The sequence below is a fragment of the Streptomyces sp. NBC_00490 genome (assembly GCF_036013645.1).
In the GTDB taxonomy this organism is placed as follows: domain Bacteria; phylum Actinomycetota; class Actinomycetes; order Streptomycetales; family Streptomycetaceae; genus Streptomyces; species Streptomyces canus_F.
Map to the genome: position 1 here is coordinate 2978897 of NZ_CP107869.1, position 15869 is coordinate 2994765.

14 protein-coding genes and 1 pseudogene are annotated in these 15869 nt (G+C 70.0%); 8 read left to right on the plus strand and 7 right to left on the minus strand.

Translation table 11 applies throughout. The annotated features are described in order from the left end of the window. Window positions 1-17 precede the first annotated feature (17 nt). From OG381_RS13400 to OG381_RS13415, 4 genes are all read right to left on the minus strand, one after another. Window positions 18-1070 carry an aminotransferase class V-fold PLP-dependent enzyme gene (locus OG381_RS13400; protein ID WP_327716330.1) on the minus strand — a complete coding sequence of 351 codons (1053 nt, stop codon included), beginning with the start codon at window positions 1068-1070 and terminating at the stop codon, window positions 18-20. Window positions 1071-1167: 97 nt separating this feature from the next. Further along, window positions 1168-1884 carry a DsbA family oxidoreductase gene (locus tag OG381_RS13405; protein ID WP_327716331.1) on the minus strand — a complete coding sequence of 239 codons (717 nt, stop codon included), beginning with the start codon at window positions 1882-1884 and terminating at the stop codon, window positions 1168-1170. Between the two features lie 76 nt (window positions 1885-1960). Continuing rightward, window positions 1961-2455: a GNAT family N-acetyltransferase gene (locus tag OG381_RS13410; protein ID WP_327716332.1), complete on the minus strand. Its 495-nt coding sequence runs from the start codon at window positions 2453-2455 to the stop codon at window positions 1961-1963. Continuing rightward, window positions 2452-3441 (minus strand): GlxA family transcriptional regulator, encoded by a 990-nt coding sequence (locus tag OG381_RS13415; protein ID WP_327716333.1) that lies wholly within the window; start codon window positions 3439-3441, stop codon window positions 2452-2454. Before OG381_RS13415 ends, OG381_RS13410 begins: the two co-directional genes overlap by 4 nt. A gap of 134 nt (window positions 3442-3575) precedes the next feature. On the opposite strand from OG381_RS13415, the gene OG381_RS13420 reads away from it, so the two are divergent. Then, window positions 3576-4904: an MFS transporter gene (locus tag OG381_RS13420; RefSeq protein ID WP_327716334.1), complete on the plus strand. Its 1329-nt coding sequence runs from the start codon at window positions 3576-3578 to the stop codon at window positions 4902-4904. Here the strand turns inward: OG381_RS13420 and OG381_RS13425 are convergent. Together OG381_RS13425 and OG381_RS13430 are read right to left on the minus strand one after the other, a co-directional pair. Next, window positions 4864-5472, minus strand: a complete 609-nt coding sequence (locus tag OG381_RS13425) for a DUF1349 domain-containing protein (protein ID WP_327716335.1) — start codon at window positions 5470-5472, stop codon at window positions 4864-4866. The genes OG381_RS13420 and OG381_RS13425 overlap by 41 nt on opposite strands. Before the next feature lie 110 nt (window positions 5473-5582). Beyond that, window positions 5583-7112 carry an aldehyde dehydrogenase (NADP(+)) gene (locus OG381_RS13430; protein ID WP_327716336.1) on the minus strand — a complete coding sequence of 510 codons (1530 nt, stop codon included), beginning with the start codon at window positions 7110-7112 and terminating at the stop codon, window positions 5583-5585. Window positions 7113-7234: 122 nt separating this feature from the next. On the opposite strand from OG381_RS13430, the gene OG381_RS13435 reads away from it, so the two are divergent. The 3 genes from OG381_RS13435 (at window position 7235) to OG381_RS13445 (ending at window position 10012) form a co-directional block, all read left to right on the plus strand. After that, on the plus strand, window positions 7235-8008 hold the full coding sequence (locus tag OG381_RS13435) for an IclR family transcriptional regulator (protein ID WP_327716337.1): 774 nt from the start codon (window positions 7235-7237) through the stop codon (window positions 8006-8008). Between the two features lie 3 nt (window positions 8009-8011). Then, window positions 8012-8482: a GNAT family N-acetyltransferase gene (locus OG381_RS13440; protein ID WP_327716338.1), complete on the plus strand. Its 471-nt coding sequence runs from the start codon at window positions 8012-8014 to the stop codon at window positions 8480-8482. 81 nt (window positions 8483-8563) lie between these two features. Then, window positions 8564-10012, plus strand: a complete 1449-nt coding sequence (locus OG381_RS13445; RefSeq protein ID WP_327716339.1) for a peptidoglycan D,D-transpeptidase FtsI family protein — start codon at window positions 8564-8566, stop codon at window positions 10010-10012. Window positions 10013-10080: 68 nt separating this feature from the next. Here the strand turns inward: OG381_RS13445 and OG381_RS13450 are convergent, their stop codons facing one another. Then, the gene (locus OG381_RS13450) at window positions 10081-11538 is read right to left on the minus strand and encodes an NCS2 family permease (protein ID WP_327716340.1); all 1458 of its coding nucleotides are present in this window, start codon (window positions 11536-11538) and stop codon (window positions 10081-10083) included. A gap of 236 nt (window positions 11539-11774) precedes the next feature. Here OG381_RS13450 and OG381_RS13455 point away from each other — a divergent pair, with 236 nt between their 5' ends. The 4 genes and pseudogenes from OG381_RS13455 (at window position 11775) to OG381_RS13470 (ending at window position 15826) form a co-directional block, all read left to right on the plus strand. Continuing rightward, a complete protein-coding gene (locus OG381_RS13455; protein ID WP_327716341.1) occupies window positions 11775-12341 on the plus strand; it encodes a SigE family RNA polymerase sigma factor in 567 nt (188 codons plus the stop codon). Then, complete coding sequence (locus OG381_RS13460) at window positions 12338-13198, plus strand: hypothetical protein (RefSeq protein ID WP_327716342.1); 861 nt, start codon at window positions 12338-12340, stop codon at window positions 13196-13198. Before OG381_RS13455 ends, OG381_RS13460 begins: the two co-directional genes overlap by 4 nt. 84 nt (window positions 13199-13282) lie before the next feature. Continuing rightward, entirely contained in the window at window positions 13283-14113 is an 831-nt protein-coding gene (locus tag OG381_RS13465; RefSeq protein WP_327716343.1) for a pectate lyase, read from the plus strand. Window positions 14114-14144: 31 nt separating this feature from the next. Next, window positions 14145-15826, plus strand: a pseudogene (locus tag OG381_RS13470) (rhamnogalacturonan lyase B N-terminal domain-containing protein). The last annotated feature ends 43 nt before the right edge of the window (window positions 15827-15869 follow it).

A 15869-nucleotide genomic window follows, 5' to 3' on the forward strand; every position in this document is an offset into this window, starting at 1 on the left:
GGTTCGCGCGCCGTAGGTCAGACGGACAGGGCGTCCAGAAGGCGGTCGACGTCCGCGGTGGTGTTGTAGAGATGGAAGGCGGCGCGCAGATTGCCCGCGCGGTCGGAGACCTCGATGCCCGCCGCGCTCAACGCGGGCTGTCGCGCGCCGAGTCCGGGGACGGAGACGATCGCCGAGCCGGGGGCCGGCACCGGTTCGTGGCCGAGGGCGGCGAGGCCCGCGCGGAAGCGGTCGGCCAGGGAGAGGTCGTGGGCGTGGATGGCGGCCACGTCGAGTTCCTCGATCAGGGAGAGGGAGGCGCGCAGGCCGGCGTAGCTGAACAGGGCGGGGCTGATGTCGAACCGGCGGGCGGAGTGGGCGAGTTCGGCGATCGGACCGTAGCAGCTGTTCCAGGGGATCTCGCCCGCCACCCAGCCGGCCAACAGGGGGGTCAGGGCGCCGAAGTCCTCCGGGACCACCAGGAAGGCGGCGCCGTGCGGACCGAGCAGCCACTTGAAGCCGGTGGAGACGGTGTAGTCGTACTCGGTCGCGTCCATGGCCAGCCATCCGGCGGCCTGGGAGAAGTCGACGTAGGTCCGGGCCCCGTGCGCCCGGGCGGCCTCGCGCAGCGCGGGCAGATCCGCGACACGGCCGTCGGCGGACTGGGCGGCGCTGACCGCGACGAGGGCGGTCTCCGGACGGACCGACTCGGCGAGCCGCTCCAGGGGGACGATGCGGACCTTGAGGTCGCCCCGGGCGTGGAAGGGGTTCACGACGGACGTGAAGTCGTCCTCCGCGGTGAGGACTTCGGCGCCCGCGGGAAGCGAGGCCGCGACCAGTCCGGAGTAGGTGGAGACGGAGGCGCCGGCCGCCACCCGGTGCGCCGGCACCGCGGCCAGCCGGGCGAAGGCCGCGCGGGCCGCCTCCACGTCCTCGAACAGCGGGTCCAGCGGCCTGCCCTCGGCGCGGATCCTCGTGGCCTCCGTCAGGGCGGTCACGGTGCGGGCGGGGAGCATACCGCTGGACGCGGTGTTCAGATAGGTGTTCTTCGGGGCGAACTCGGAACGGACGAGGCTCTCGAAGGTCTCCATGCGTCCACTGTGGAGCCGCTCGAAGCATTAGTCCATTGCGATTTTTTACGTGGTTCCCCTAAGGAACCCTTATGGGTCCCTCCCGACCTGCGCCGTCTCAGTGCTGCGGCACCGCGCATCCGTCGGGGCCGCAGGCCTCCGCGCCGTGGTCCTCGATCAGTGTCAGCGGCGGGCGCTCGCCCCAAGCCTGGGTCAGCGCCTGGGTGAAGACCTCGGCGGGCTGGGCGCCGGAGATGCCGTACTTGCGGTCGAGGACGAAGAACGGCACGCCGTTCGCGCCGAGTTCGGCGGCCTCGCGCTCATCCGCGCGGACGTCGTCGGCATAGGCGGTGGGGTCGGCGAGGACCGCGCGGGCGTCGTCCGCGTCCAGGCCCGCGGCGACGGCCAGCTCCACGAGCCGCTCCTCGCCCTCGGAGAAGACGGACCGCTCCTCGGCGAAGTTGGCCCGGTAGAGCAGCTGGACGAGCTCGTCCTGCCGGCCCCGCGCCTTGGCGAGGTGGAGCAGGCGGTGCATGTCGAAGGTGTTGCCGTGGTCGCGGTCCCGGGTGCGGTACTCCAGGCCCTCCGCGGCGGCCTGCGTGCCGAGGTTCTCCTCGCCGGCCTGGGCCTGCGCCGCGCTCATGCCGTACTTCTTGGTCAGCATGCTGATCACCGGCTGGACGTCGCCCTTGGCGCGGTTCGGGTCCAGCTCGAAGGAGCGGTGGACCACCTCGACCTGGTCACGGTGCGGGAAGGCCTCGAGCGCCTTCTCGAAGCGGGCCTTGCCCACGTAGCACCAGGGGCAGGCGATGTCGCTCCAGATCTCGACGCGCATGTCTTCGGCTCTTTCCAGGTCGCACGGGGTACGGAGACGGCCTCCGATTAATCGGTGAACGTTCAAGGAGTGGGGTTCATTCCCCGGTCAGCGCCAGGGTCATGCGCAGATGGTGGTGCCCCGGTTCGACGGGGTGACGGGTCCAGCCCTGGCGTGCGTAGAAGGCCTGGGCGCGCGCGTTGTCCACATGCACCGCCAGCGCGGCGGTCCGTTTGCCGTCGGCCCGCCACTGCTCGACGCACGCCGCGTGCAGGGCGGTGCCGAGGCCGGAGCGCCACCGGTCGGGGTCGACGTGGAACTGGAAGAGCTCGACCGTCTCCGCCGGGGCTCCCTCGGAGGTACGGAAGGAGGCGAGCGCGACGACGCGCCCGTCGTCCACCAGGCACAGGACATGGCCGTCGGGCCGGGCGATGGCGCCCTGCCAGGCGGCGAGCCAGTCGGTGCCGTCGTCCGGGACGCCGTCGGGGTAGTACGTGGCCCGGGCGCGCGCGTGGAGCGCGGCGACCACCTCCGCCTCGGCGGGTACGGCGGTCCGGATCACCCTGGCTCCCAGGGCCCTGTCATGGATCATGCAACGGAGGACGTGACCTCGGTCGGCCCGGTTCCCAGGCGGGTGTACTGGGCCCGGTAGGCGCTCGGTGTCAGACCGGTGCGGCGCACCAGGTGGGCGCGGAGGGAGTCGGCGGTGCCGAGGCCGCAGGAGCGGGCCACCTGGTCCATGGGGAGGGCGGTCGTCTCCAGGAGTTCCTTGGCGCGCTCGATGCGCTGGTGCAGGAGCCACTGGAGGGGGCTGACGCCGCTCTCCGCGTGGAAGCGGCGGGTGAGGGTGCGCACCGAGACACCGGCGTGACGGGCGAGGTCGGTGAGGGTGAGGGGCCTGTCGAGGTGGCGCATGGCCCAGCCCCGGGTGTCGGCGCAGGCCGTGCCGCGTTCGGGGGGCAGCGGGGTCTGGGTGAACTGGGTCTGGCCGCCCGGCCGTACCGGGGCGACCAGGGAGAGGCGGGCCACCTCGTTGGCGACCGCGGCGCCGTAGTCGGTGCGGATCATGTGCAGGCACATGTCGATGCCGGCCGCGTAGCCGGAGGAGGTGAGGACCTGGCCGTCCTGTACGTACAGGACGTCGCCCTGGAGGTCCAGGGACGGGTAGCGGTCGCGCAGTTCGTCGGCCAGTTGCCAGTACGTGGTGGCGCTGCGGCCGTCCAGGAGGCCCGCCTCGGCCAGCACGAAGGCGCCGCTGCAGATGGAGGTCACGCGCTTGCCGGCCGCCGCCGCCTCGCGCACGGCGTGGATGGTGCGCGGGTCGGGGGCGTAGTGGTGGCCCGTCCCGGCCACCACCACCGTGTCGGCGCCCCCGACCGCGTCCAGGTCCCGGTCGATGTGGAGGGCGAGGCCGCCGGTGGTGGCGACGGGACCCGGGTCCGGGGTGCAGACCACGACCTCGTACCCCTGGCCGCCGTCCACCTCGACCTTCCCGAAGAGCATCTCGGGGATGGCCAGGTTGAACAGCGAGACCGGCGACGGCGCGATGACGACGACACGGTGCGGGGCGCGGGGCATGGCCAGAACCTCCGGAGGTATGGCATTCAGGCCACTACTGTACGTCGGCGGAGATCCGCAGCATGGAGGGCATGTCCGGTAATCACTTGGCCAGGAAACGTCGACTCACCGCTCCTTCCGGGGAGTCGCAGTCCATGAGGACCTCTCCCGCCACCACCCTTGTCGCCGCGCTTCTCGGCTTCGCGCTGATCACCCTCGACGCGTCCGTGGTGAACGTGGCCCTCCCGGCCATCGGCTCGGCGCTCGGTGGCGAGATGGCGGGCCTGCAGTGGGTGGTGGACGCCTACACCCTCGCCTTCGCCGCGCTCATGCTGTCCACCGGCGCCTTCTCGGACCGGGCCGGGGCGAGCCGGGCGTACGCGATCGGCATCCTGCTCTTCACCCTCGCCTCGGCGGCCTGCGGGCTGGCACCGGACCTGGCGGTGCTGATCGGCGCCCGGGCGGTGCAGGGCGTCGCGGCGGCCGTGGTGCTTCCGGCGTCGCTGGCCCTGGTACGGCAGGCGTATCCCGACGCCGCGCGCCGGGCGCGTGCGGTGGCCGCGTGGGCCGCGGGCGGTTCGGTGGCGGTCGCCCTGGGGCCGGTGGCGGGCGGTGCTCTGACGACGGCCTGGGACTGGCGGGGCATCTTCTTCATCAACCTGCCGCTGGGGGCGGTGGCGCTGGCGTTGCTGGTGCGGGCCCCTCGGTCGGAGCGGCGGCCGGCCCCTCTCGACCTGCCCGGGCAGCTGACGGCGATCGTGACCTTGACGGCGCTGACGTTCGCGGTGATCGAGGGCGGGGCGACCGGGCTGGTGGCGCTGGCGGTGGCGGTGGTGTCGGGCGTTCTCTTCGTGCGGGTCGAGGCGCGGCAGCCGCATCCGGTGGTGCCGCCGGGCCTGTTCCGTACCCGGGCCGTCTCCGTGGCGGTCGCGGCGGGGGTGGCGTGCAGTGTGGCCTTCTACGGGGTGGTGTTCGTCTTCTCCCTCTTCTTCCAGCAGGTCCAGGGGCGTTCGGCGCTGTACGCCGGGCTGCTGTTCCTGCCGATGTCGGGGCTGATCGCGGCGTCCAACGTGTCCGCGGGACGGCTGGCGGGGCGCTACGGGCCGAGGGTGCCGATCCTGATCGGCCAGGGCCTGGCGACGGCCGGTCTCCTGCTGCTGCTCGTGTGCGTCGACGAGGGGACCCCCGCGACCCTGGTGGCGGCCTTGCTCATCCCGCTGTCCGTCGGCTGCGCCCTGACGGTGCCGCCCCTGACGTCGCTGATGATGGAGGCGGTGCCGGCGGAGCGGGCCGGGCTGGCGGCCGGCGTCCTCAACTCCGCCCGCCAGACGGCGGGAGGGCTGGGGATCGCCGTGTTCGGGACGCTGGTCTCCCACGGGTTTATCGAGGGGATGCGGCAGAGCCTCGGGATCGGTGCGGCCCTGTTCGCGGTGACCTGGCTGTTCAGCTTCCGTCTCTCAGGTCCTTCGGCCACTCGGGCCTGAACTCCAGGTGGTCGTACGTCACGACGCAGCCCTCCCCCATCGGGGACTGGGTCATGAAGCCGACGAGGGCGGCGTCGCTCTTCTTCTCGTCGTCGAGGGTGAACAGCCGGACGAATATCCAGCGTTCGCCGTCCCGGGAGGCGTGGAAGGCGAAGGCGCGGCCGGTGCGACTCACCCTGAGCCACACCGAACTTCCCTCCACGGTGAAGGAGTTGGCGTCGTCGGAGTGCCCCCGGGTGACCACCGTGCAGATGGTGGCCACGTCCGGGGAGTACTCCAGACAGAGCTTCGCCCAGGCCCGGTCGCCGACATGGACGTAGAGCACACCCGCGTCGAAGGACGCGTTGAACCCCACGGTGACACGGGCGATGAGCTGAAAGTCCCCTTCGGGCGCCCCCAGCAGCCGCGGCGCGTCGGAGGCTGGGTCGAGCCCTTCGGCGGTCGGCGGCACAAACCGGTCCTGCCGCGGCCCGGCCCACCCACTGAGCACACCGTCCTCGTAGGACCAGTGCCCATCGGGGCCGTAAGTGCGGAGGCGGAAGGGCAGTTCGGGAAGCTCGATGTCCATCAGCCAACTATCTCAGGGTGGGTCGAGAAACCTAGGGGCGCGGGGAACTGCGCGACCAGCCACAACGAACCCGCAGCCGCCACACAACCCCGCACCCCTACGGCGCGGCGCTATCGCTCCAGCTGCCCGTTGAACCGACGAGGCAGCCCCAACGGGTTGTCATCCCGCAACTCCACCGGCAGCAGAGCCTCCGGCGTCGTCTGATAGACAACCGGCCGCATCCACCGCTCAATAGCCGTACCACCGACCGACGTCGACGTGGACGTCGTAGCCGGGTACGGACCGCCGTGATGCTGAGCCGCCGCCACGGCAACCCCGGTCGGCCACCCATTGACCAGCACACGCCCCGCCAGCGGCGTCAGCTCCGCCAGGATCTCCGTGCCACGCCCCTTGCCCTCGGTCTCCTCGGTCGACAGATGCACCGTCGCGGTGAGATTGCCCGGCAGCCGCGACAGCACGGCCCGCGCCTGCGCGTCGTCGTCGTAGCGCGCCACGACCGTCACCGGACCGAAGCACTCCTCCAGGAGCAGATCGTGCTCGCCCTCGGCGGCCAGCTTGTCCGCCGGCACCGTCAGGAAGCCCGCGCTGACCGTGTGGTCACCGCCGGAGCCCGGCGTGACCGGCGTCTCCACGTCGGCCAGTCCGGCGCGCTCGGCGACCCCGGCGATGAAGTTGTCCCGCATCCGGTGGTCGAGCAGCACGCCCGCGTCGGTGTCGCTGACGGCGTCCGTGAGGGACTTGACCACGCCGTCACCGGCTGCACCCGACGGCACCAGCACCAGGCCCGGCTTCACACAGAACTGGCCGACGCCCAGCGTCATGGAGCCCGCGAGGCCCGTACCGATGGCCTCGGCGCGCTCGGCGGCCGCGGCCTCGGTGACGACGACGGGGTTCAGGGAGCCCAGCTCGCCGTGGAAGGGGATCGGGACCGGACGGGCGGCGGCCGCGTCGAAGAGGGCCCGCCCGCCACGGATGGACCCGGTGAAGCCGGCCGCGGCGATCAACGGGTGCTTGATCAGCTCGATACCGGCCTCGAAGCCGTGCACGAGACCGAGCACGCTCTCGGGGATGCCGTGCTCGGCGGCGGCCCGGCGCAGGACCGCCGCGACCAGCTCGGACAGGCCCGGGTGGTCGGGGTGCGACTTGACGACGACCGGGTTGCCGGCCGCCAGCGCGCTCGCGGTGTCACCGCCGGCGACGGAGAACGCGAAGGGGAAGTTGGAGGCCGAGTAGACGGCGACGACGCCGAGCGGCACCTTGTAGCGGCGCAGGTCCGGGATCGGCGGGGTCGCGGTGTCGTCGGGGTGGTTGATCACGACGTCGAGGAAGGCGCCCTCGTCGACGATGTCGGCGAAGGCCCGCAGCTGATAGCTGGTGCGGGCGAGTTCGCCGGTGAGCCGGACCGGGCCGAGCGCGGTCTCGGCGTCCGCGGCCTCGACGAGCTGGTCCTTGGCGGCCTGCAGCTTGTCGGCCGCGGTACGCAGGAAAGCGGCGCGGACCGTACGGTCGGCGAGGGCGCCACGGGCGTCGTGCGCAGCCCGGACGGTGGCGTCCACCTCCTGGGCGGTAGCCTCCACGGCAACCTGCTCACGCTGCTTCCCGGTTCGGGGGTCGACACTCCAGACTGGTGCTGCTGCCACCGCGGGTCCCTCCACACAGTTCCTAGGTCATCCACCAGGGTCGTTCGATATACTGAACGCTGTCTCTGATGGTGAATATGCTGTTGGAGACTATTTCCCGTCCAACGAAGGGGTCAAGGGCGATGTCGGCAGGCGAGACGGGCGGCGGGGCGCAGGTCAAGTCCGCGGTACGGACGGTTGAACTGCTCGAATACTTCGCCGGACGCCCCGGCATGCACTCCCTCGCGGCGGTCCAGGAGGCCGTCGGATATCCGAAGTCCAGCCTCTACATGCTGCTGCGCACGCTGGTGGAGCTGGGCTGGGTGGAGACGGACGCGACGGGCACGCGGTACGGCATCGGGGTGCGGGCGCTGCTGGTCGGCACGTCGTACATCGACGGCGACGAGGTGGTCGCGGCGGCGCGTCCGACGCTGGACCGGCTGTCGGACGACACGACCGAGACCATCCACCTGGCGCGTCTGGACGGCACGAACGTGGTCTACCTGGCCACGCGGCAGTCGCAGCACTATCTGCGGCCCTTCACCCGGGTCGGCCGCCGGCTCCCGGCGCACTCCACCTCCCTCGGCAAGGCGCTGCTGAGCACCTACACCGACGAGCAGGTCCGCAAGATGCTCCCGGAGACACTGCCCGCGCTCACCGAGAACACGATCACCGACCGGGAGAAGCTCATCGAGGAGCTGCACCTGGTGCGGGAGCAGGGCTTCGCCGTGGACCGCGAGGAGAACACGCTGGGGCTGCGCTGCTTCGGCGTGGCGATCCCCTACCGGACCCCCGCGCGGGACGCGATCAGCTGCTCGGTGCCGGTGGCCCGGCTCACCCCGGCGCACGAACAGATGGTGAAGGACGCGCTGTTCGACGCACGGGACCGGCTGACACTGGCCACCCGTAGGCTCTGAGGCATGCAGATCACGCTCCGAGAGGTCCACGACAGTGATCTGCCGGTGTTCTTCCGGCAGATGAACGATCCCGAAGCCCTGCACATGGCGGCCTTCACCTCGCAGGACCCGACCGACCGGGACGCCTTCGACGCCCACTGGAAACGGATCCGGGCCTCCGACGCCGTACATCGCACGGTCCTGGTGGACGGGGACGTGGTGGGCAGCGCGTCGGTGTACGGCGAGCCGAACGAGCGCGAGGTGACGTACTGGATCGACCGCGCGTACTGGGGCCGCGGCATCGCCACGGCGGCCCTGCGCGAGCTGGTGACCCAGGTGCCCGAGCGCCCGCTGTACGCCCGCGCCGCCGCCGACAACGCCGGCTCCCGGCGCGTGCTGGAGAAGTGCGGGTTCCGGCTGACGGCCCATGCGCGGGGGTACGCGAACGCGCGCGGCGAGGAGATCGACGAGGTCGTCCTGACGCTGGACGGCTGACGGCGCCGCGTATGAACGTCCCATGAGAAACGCGGACACACGGGAACGATTCGCGGTGCTCCGCTCGTCTACCTGAGCGGGATGAACAAGACGATCAGGCGCGCCTCGGTCTTCGCGCTGCTGCTGGTGTTCGCTCTGCTGCTGCGAGCGACCTGGGTGCAGTTCTACGACGGCCAGGCGCTCGCGGACGACAACGACAACCGGCGGAACGCGATCGAGACGTACTCGTCGCCGCTCGGGAACATCATCGTGGCCGGTGAGTCGATCACCGGTTCCGCGCAGACGAAGGGCAGCGACCTCAGATACAAGCGCACCTACAAGGACGGTGAGCTGTACGCCGCGGTGACGGGTTACGCCTCGCAGGCCTACGCCCCGACCCAGCTGGAAGGCATCTACACCGACCTTCTCAACGGCTCGGACAGCCGGCTGAAGTCCGTCATGGACACGGTGACCAACCAGCGCGCCGAGCCCGGCAACGTGGTCACCACGATCGACCCGGACGTGCAGAAGGCGGCCTATGAGGCGCTCGGCGACAAGCAGGGCGCGGCCGTCGCGATCGATCCGGCGACCGGCAAGATCCTGGCCGTCGTGTCGACCCCGTCGTACGACCCGTCCTCGCTGACCGACGCCAACACGGCCGGTTCGGCCTGGAAGAAGCTCACCACGGACGCCGACAAGCCGCTGACCAACCGCGCGCTGCGGCAGCCGGTGGCGCCGGGTTCGACGTTCAAGCTGGTCGTGGCGGCGGCCGCGCTGGAGGACGGTCTGTACTCGTCGGTGGACGAGAAAACCGAGAGCCCGGACCCGTACCGGCTGCCGGGCACGGTGACCGATCTGGAGAACGAGAACAAGTCCGCGCCCTGCGAGAACGCCTCGATCCGCACCGCGCTCCAGTACTCCTGCAACAACGTGTTCGCGAAGATGGCGTTCAATCTCGGCCAGGACAAGCTGCGGGCGATGGCGGAGAAGTTCGGCTTCAACGACGAGTCGCAGGACGTGCCCGTGCGGGCGTACACCAGCGTCTACCCGTCGGACATGAACGACTCGTCGACGGCCCTCACCGGCATCGGCCAGTTCGATGTCACCGCGACGCCGCTCCAGATGGCCATGGTGTCCGCGGCCATCTCCAACGGCGGCAAGCTGGTCTCGCCGCACATGGTGTCGCAGATCACGGACAACGGCGGCGATGCGCTGGAGAACTACGACGACCAGGCGTCGACGACCGAGGTCGTCAGCTCCGAGACCGCCGAGCAGCTCCAGTCCGCGATGCAGACGGTCGTCAAGGACGGCACCGGCACCAACGCGCAGATCGCCGGGGCGACCGTCGGCGGCAAGACGGGTACCGCACAGCGCGGCGAGAACAACAGCAAGTCGCCGTACGCCTGGTTCACGTCCTATGCCAAGTCAGGGGACAAGGAAGTCGCCGTGGCGGTCCTCGTCGAGCAGTCGGACGCGGCCCGCTCCGAAGTGAGCGGCAACGGCCTGGCGGCCCCGGTGGCCAGGGCGATGATGAAAGCGGCGATCAGCTAGGCGCCCCCAGGGGCGCGGGGAACTGCGCGACCAGCCACGACGAACCCGCGGCTGGTCGCGCAGCGTCCTCACTTCGCGCCGAGGATCTGCTCGATCGGGTCGATCGCGAAGTAGATCAGGAACAGCACCGACGTCCCCCACAGCAGCCAGTGGATCTCCTTCGCCTTGCCGAGAACCATCTTGATCACGACGTAGGCGAGGAACCCCGCCCCGATGCCGTTGGTGATCGAGTACGTGAACGGCATCACGGCGATGGTGAGGAACGCCGGGATGGCGATCTCGTACTTCTCCCAGTCGATGTGCTTGACCTGGGTCATCATCAGGAAGCCGACGGCGACCAGCGCGGGGGCGGCCGCCTGGAGCGGGACGATGGTGAGCAGCGGGCCCAGGAACAGGGCGAGGCCGAAGAGGCCACCGGTGATCAGGTTCGAGAAGCCGGTGCGCGACCCCTCGCCGACACCCGCCGCCGACTCGATGTACGACGTGGCGGAGGACGACGACGCCGCGCCGCCCGCGACCGCGGCGGCGCCGTCGATGAGCAGCACCCGGCCGAGGTTCGGGACCTTGCCCTCCTCGTCGAGGAGGCCCGCCTCCGCGCTGATGCCGACGACCGTGCCCATGGTGTCGAAGAAGTCGGACAGGATCAGCGTGAAGATCAGCAGGACGACGGTGATGACACTGACGTCGGCGGCGCTGAACGCCCCGAAGAGGCTGAAGTGACCGATCAGCCCGAAGTCCGGGGTGTCGACGAGCTTGTCGGGCCACGCGGGCGTGGTCAGGCCCCAGCTCTTGATGTCAGCGGCCGAGTTGATGATCATCGCGATGATCGTCATGGTCACGATGCTGATCAGGATGGCGCCCTTGACCTTGCGGGCGAGCAGTCCGATCGTCAGCAGCACACCGAGACAGAAGACGAGAATCGGCCATCCGGAGAGGGTGCCGGTGCCGCCGAGCTGGACCGGCACGGTGGTGTTCGCGGCGTCGGGGATCCGGCTGACGAAGCCGGCGTCGACGAAGCCGATGAAGGCGATGAACAGGCCGATGCCGACACTGATCGCCTGCTTGAGCGGCTGCGGGATGGCGTGCATGACGGCCTCGCGCAGACCGGTCACCACCAGGACGCAGATCAGCAGGCCCTCGAGGACGACGAGGCCCATCGCGTCGTCCCAGCTCATCAGCGGGGCGATCTGGAAGGCGACGACTGCATTCAATCCGAGGCCTGCGGCGAGCGCGAGGGGCAGGTTTCCGCCGACGCCCATGATGATCGTCATCACCGCGGCCACCAGGGCGGTGGCGGTGGTGAGTTGGACCGGGTCGAGGGTGTCGCCGAACTTGTCCTTGGCGCTGCCCAGGATGATGGGATTCAGGACAAGGATGTAGGCCATCGTGAAGAATGTGGCGAAGCCGCCGCGTATCTCGCGGGCGAAGGTGGATCCCCGCTCGGAGATCCTGAAGTACCGGTCGACGCCGTTCGCCGCTGGTGGCGGGCCGCTCGGCCGGTCGGCCACCTTCTGCGTGTCGGACATGGCTGTTGCTCCTTGTTGCCTGATTGATCTGTGCGCGGATGCTGGCTGGATTGTTCCCGTGTTGAACGCGCTTCAGGTTTTCAACGTGTTACGGAATCGGGGTCCGGTGGGCCAGACTGCGTTCGAAGCCCCGTACGAACCACGAGGTTGATCACTGCTACGCTTCCGGATCTCGTCCGGGTCACCTCCGGATGATCACATGTCATTCACATGACAGGCACTGGGAGGTTTCGCCCGTGGGCACGGTCGTCGACGACGCAGCCTCCGTGGAGTTCCATGCCTTCTTCGAGCGCCACTACGCCGAACTGTCCCGTCTCGCCCATCTGCTGACCGGCGAGTCGGATGCCGCCGACGATCTCGCGGCGGACGCGCTGCTCGCGCTCTGGAACCGCTGGGACCGGGTGCGCGCGGCCGACCATCCGGCAGCGTACGCCCGCGGTGTCGTCGCCAATCTCGCCCGCACCCGCATCCGCAGCGCGGTCCGTGAGCGCCGCCGGATCGCCCTGTTCTGGTCGCAGCGCGAGGAGAAGATCGAAAACCCGGACATAGCGGGTGTCGTGGACGTCCAAGAGGCGCTGCGCAGGCTGCCGTTCCGTAAACGGGCGTGCGTGGTCCTGCGGCACGCGTTCGACCTGTCGGAGAAGGACACCGCTCTCGCCCTCGGTGTTTCCGTGGGTACGGTTAAGTCCCAGACGTCCAAGGGCATGGCGGAACTGCAGCGGCTGCTCGGTGCCCAGGGCGTACCGCAGAGGGTGCACGCGGCGATGGCGCGCGGCGGCGAGACCGGAGGACGGAACCGATGAGGCAGCAGGACGTGCACGACGAGCTGCGCGCCCGGCTGCACGAGGCGGCCGGACAGCACGAGCCCGATCGCGCGCGCATCCTGGCGCGGATCGAGCGCGGCATGGCCGAGGAGGTCCGCCCGGACCACCGGGCGACCCGTCCGCCGGTGTTCGGCTGGGTGCGGGTGGTCAGCGCCACGGCCGCGGTCGCGTGCGTGCTCGGCGTCGGCGGCTACGCGGTGGCCTCGGCCGTGAAGGACGACGCCCCGCAGCAGACCGTGGCGACCACGGCGACCCCCGAGCCGTCGCCGGACGCGACGAGCCGGGCGCCGGTCGAACCGGCCGACCCGTCGCCGGGCGAGGCCCAGGAGACCGGCAAGCCCAGCGGCACCCCCACGCGCCAGCAGCCCTCCGCGACCCCCACCGCCCGGCCCCCGGTCACCGCCGCCGGCGAGGAGGACGGCCCCCTGTGGTCGGACGGCTCGGTCGACCCGCACAGCAACGACTTCTGGGCACAGAGCGACATCACCCTGAAGACCTCCGAGGAACTGACCGCGCTCACCGTGCAGTTGAAGGTCGCGCAGACCGGCGGCGTCACCTCGACCGGTGCCTGGCGCTCGCCGCCCGAGGACGACTTCACGCTGACGACCGAGGAGAAGGACGGCTTCCTCGTCTACACCTGGACGCTCAAGGAGGGCCGCAAGGTCGCCAAGGGCGAGTGGGTGTTCGCGGGGCAGTACGACCATGAGCGCGGCGGCCGCGACGCGGCGGCCGACCGGTACACCGCGACCGGCACCGCGGGCGGCGAACAGCTCGCGGTGAAGGGCGACTTCGCCTCCCACTCGGGCGGCGACGCGTCCTCCGACGGGGATTCGTAAAGAAATTCCGCAGACGCGGCAACCCTTTCCCTCACCCGTGGCGACCAGGAGCCGTAAGGATCCTCTCCCACGCAAGGAACGGGCATGACTGCACGAGCTGAACAGCGCGTCCGCCACCGCCGCCAGGTCTCCAAGCGCCGGGCGGTGATCGCCGGAGCCTCGGCCCTCGGTCTCACGGGTGCGGCGATCGTCACGACGACGATGCTGTCCTCCGCGAGCGCCGCGTCCTCCTGGCCGACCGCCACCGGCAAGCAGGCCGTGAGCAGCACCATCAAGGTCACGGGCACCTACAACGGCGGCTACAAGCAGTTCTACGGCAGCGGCGCCCTCGGCGGCGACAGTCAGGACGAGGGCCAGGACCCGGTCTTCCAGCTGGCGGACGGTGCCGTCCTGAAGAACGTGATCATCGGCACCCCGGCCGCGGACGGCGTCCACTGCCTGGGCAGCTGCACGCTGCAGAACGTGTGGTGGACGGATGTCGGCGAGGACGCGGCGACCTTCAAGGGCAAGTCCTCCTCGTCCGTGTACACGGTCTACGGCGGCGGCGCGAAGAACGGCTCGGACAAGGTCCTGCAGTTCAACGGCGCCGGCAAGCTGGTCGTCTCCAAGTTCCAGGTCGAGAACTCCGGCAAGCTGGTGCGCAGTTGCGGCAACTGCTCCACGCAGTACAAGCGCACGATCATCCTCAACGACGTGGACGTGACCGCGCCGATGAACGCGATCGTGGGCATCAACACGAACTACGGCGACACCGCCGCGCTGCGCAAGGTCCGTATCCACGGCGACAGCGGCAAGAAGATCAAGACCTGTGTCCGCTTCAAGGGCAACAACACGGGCGCCGAACCGGCCCAGATCGGTACCGGTGCCGACGGAACCTTCTGCAAGTTCTCTTCCTCTGACATTTCGTACGAGTGAGTGATCCTTCAAGCATGACGGAGTCATCCCCTTGAGCACGCACAAGAGACACCTCACACGCCGCCGCGTGCTCGGGGCATCCGCGATCGGCGTCGCCGCCACCGGCGCCGCCGTCGCGGGCGGAACCGGACTGCTGTCGTCGGCGTCCGCCGCGGCCTTCGGCTACCGGGACGACGGCAAGAACTACGTCATCGACACCGGTGCCTCGCTCGTGTTCAAGGTCTCCAAGTCGACGGGCGACCTCACCTCCCTCGCCTACAAAGGCAAGGAGTACGAGGGCTACGGCGGCAAGCACTCGCACGTCGAGTCCGGCCTCGGCGCCTCCACGGTGACGATCAAGCAGTGGGCTCGACGATCCTGGTGAAGGCCGCCCACGGCGCGATCACCCAGTGGTACGCGGCCCGCAGCGGCCAGAACAACGTCTACGCCTGGACGAACAAGGCGGACGCCTCCTTCACCGCGACCCGCTACCTCGTCCGCCTCAAGCCCGGGATGTTCCCCAACGAGGGCTCCGACTCCTGGATCGAGGCCTCCGACAAAATCATCGAGGCCGGTGATGTCTGGAAGCGGGGCGACGGCACGACCCACTCCAAGCACTACTCGGGCAAGCGTGTCATCGACTACGACCACGTCGGCTTCACCACCGGCTCGGTCGGTCTGTACCTGGTGCGCTCCCATCACGAGAAGGCCTCGGGCGGCCCCTTCTACCGCTCGCTGCTGCGCCACTCCAACGACCTGGGCGCCGGGCTCTACGAGATCCTGCACTACAACCAGGCCCAGACGGAGCCGGAGCGCTTCGGTCTCCAGGGCCCGTACGTGCTGGCCTTCACCGACGGAGGTACTCCCTCCTCGTCCCTCTTCCACGACAGGCTCGACACCTCCTGGGTGGACGGCCTCGGCATCACCGGCTGGGTCGGCGCGGCCGGCCGCGGCAAGGTGGCGGGCGTCGGGCTGAAGGGGATGGACGCCAGGTACCCCTACACCGTGGGCTTCGCCAACGCGGACGCCCAGTACTGGGCGAAGGCCGCTGCGGGCACGGGCGGTTTCTCCTGCAAGGGGATGCTGCCGGGGACGTACACGCTGACCGTCTACAAGGGCGAACTCGCCGTGCACACCGCGTCGGTGAAGGTCACGGCGGGCGGTACGACGTCCCTGAACAGCCTGACCGTCACGGGCGACCCGTCGACGGCTCCGGCGATCTGGCGGCTCGGCGACTGGGACGGCACGCCCGGGGAGTTCAAGAACGCCGAGCTGATGACGTACGCGCACCCGTCCGACGCCCGCGCGGCGAAGTGGACCGGCAACGTCACGATCGGCGGCGGCGGTGAGGCGGCGTCCTTCCCCGCGTACATGTGGAAGGACGTCAACGACGGCATCCTGGTCCACTTCAAGTTGACCAAGGCACAAGCCGCGTCCGCGCACACTCTCAGGATCGGTGTCACGGACGCCTTCCTCAACGGGCGTCCGCGCGTCACCGTGAACGACTGGGTTTCGGCCGTCCCCTCGGCCCCCGCCCAGCCCAACACCCGCTCTCTCACCACAGGTTCATACCGTGGGAACAACCATTCGTTCACCTTCAACGTCCCTAATAGTGCGTGGCAGACGGACACCTCCCGGTACAACGTCCTGAAGCTCGAGATCGTCAGTGGTTCGACCGGCACGGCCTATCTCAGCCCGGGCACGTCGTTCGACTGCATGGACCTGCTGACCTGAGCCCCCCTCGGTCAGCAGTAGCCGGCCCGAGCCCCCCTCGGCC

Excerpts from the sequence above, each read along its gene's own strand:
- OG381_RS13400 (WP_327716330.1), bottom strand. The coding sequence starts at position 1,070 with ATGGAGACCTTCGAGAGCCTCGTCCGTTCCGAGTTCGCCCCGAAGAAC.
- OG381_RS13405 (WP_327716331.1), bottom strand. The coding sequence starts at position 1,884 with ATGCGCGTCGAGATCTGGAGCGACATCGCCTGCCCCTGGTGCTACGTG.
- OG381_RS13410 (WP_327716332.1), bottom strand. The coding sequence starts at position 2,455 with ATGATCCATGACAGGGCCCTGGGAGCCAGGGTGATCCGGACCGCCGTA.
- OG381_RS13415 (WP_327716333.1), bottom strand. The coding sequence starts at position 3,441 with ATGCCCCGCGCCCCGCACCGTGTCGTCGTCATCGCGCCGTCGCCGGTC.
- OG381_RS13420 (WP_327716334.1), top strand. The coding sequence starts at position 3,576 with ATGAGGACCTCTCCCGCCACCACCCTTGTCGCCGCGCTTCTCGGCTTC.
- OG381_RS13425 (WP_327716335.1), bottom strand. The coding sequence starts at position 5,472 with ATGGACATCGAGCTTCCCGAACTGCCCTTCCGCCTCCGCACTTACGGC.
- OG381_RS13435 (WP_327716337.1), top strand. The coding sequence starts at position 7,235 with ATGTCGGCAGGCGAGACGGGCGGCGGGGCGCAGGTCAAGTCCGCGGTA.
- OG381_RS13440 (WP_327716338.1), top strand. The coding sequence starts at position 8,012 with ATGCAGATCACGCTCCGAGAGGTCCACGACAGTGATCTGCCGGTGTTC.
- OG381_RS13445 (WP_327716339.1), top strand. The coding sequence starts at position 8,564 with ATGAACAAGACGATCAGGCGCGCCTCGGTCTTCGCGCTGCTGCTGGTG.
- OG381_RS13450 (WP_327716340.1), bottom strand. The coding sequence starts at position 11,538 with ATGTCCGACACGCAGAAGGTGGCCGACCGGCCGAGCGGCCCGCCACCA.
- OG381_RS13460 (WP_327716342.1), top strand. The coding sequence starts at position 12,338 with ATGAGGCAGCAGGACGTGCACGACGAGCTGCGCGCCCGGCTGCACGAG.
- OG381_RS13465 (WP_327716343.1), top strand. The coding sequence starts at position 13,283 with ATGACTGCACGAGCTGAACAGCGCGTCCGCCACCGCCGCCAGGTCTCC.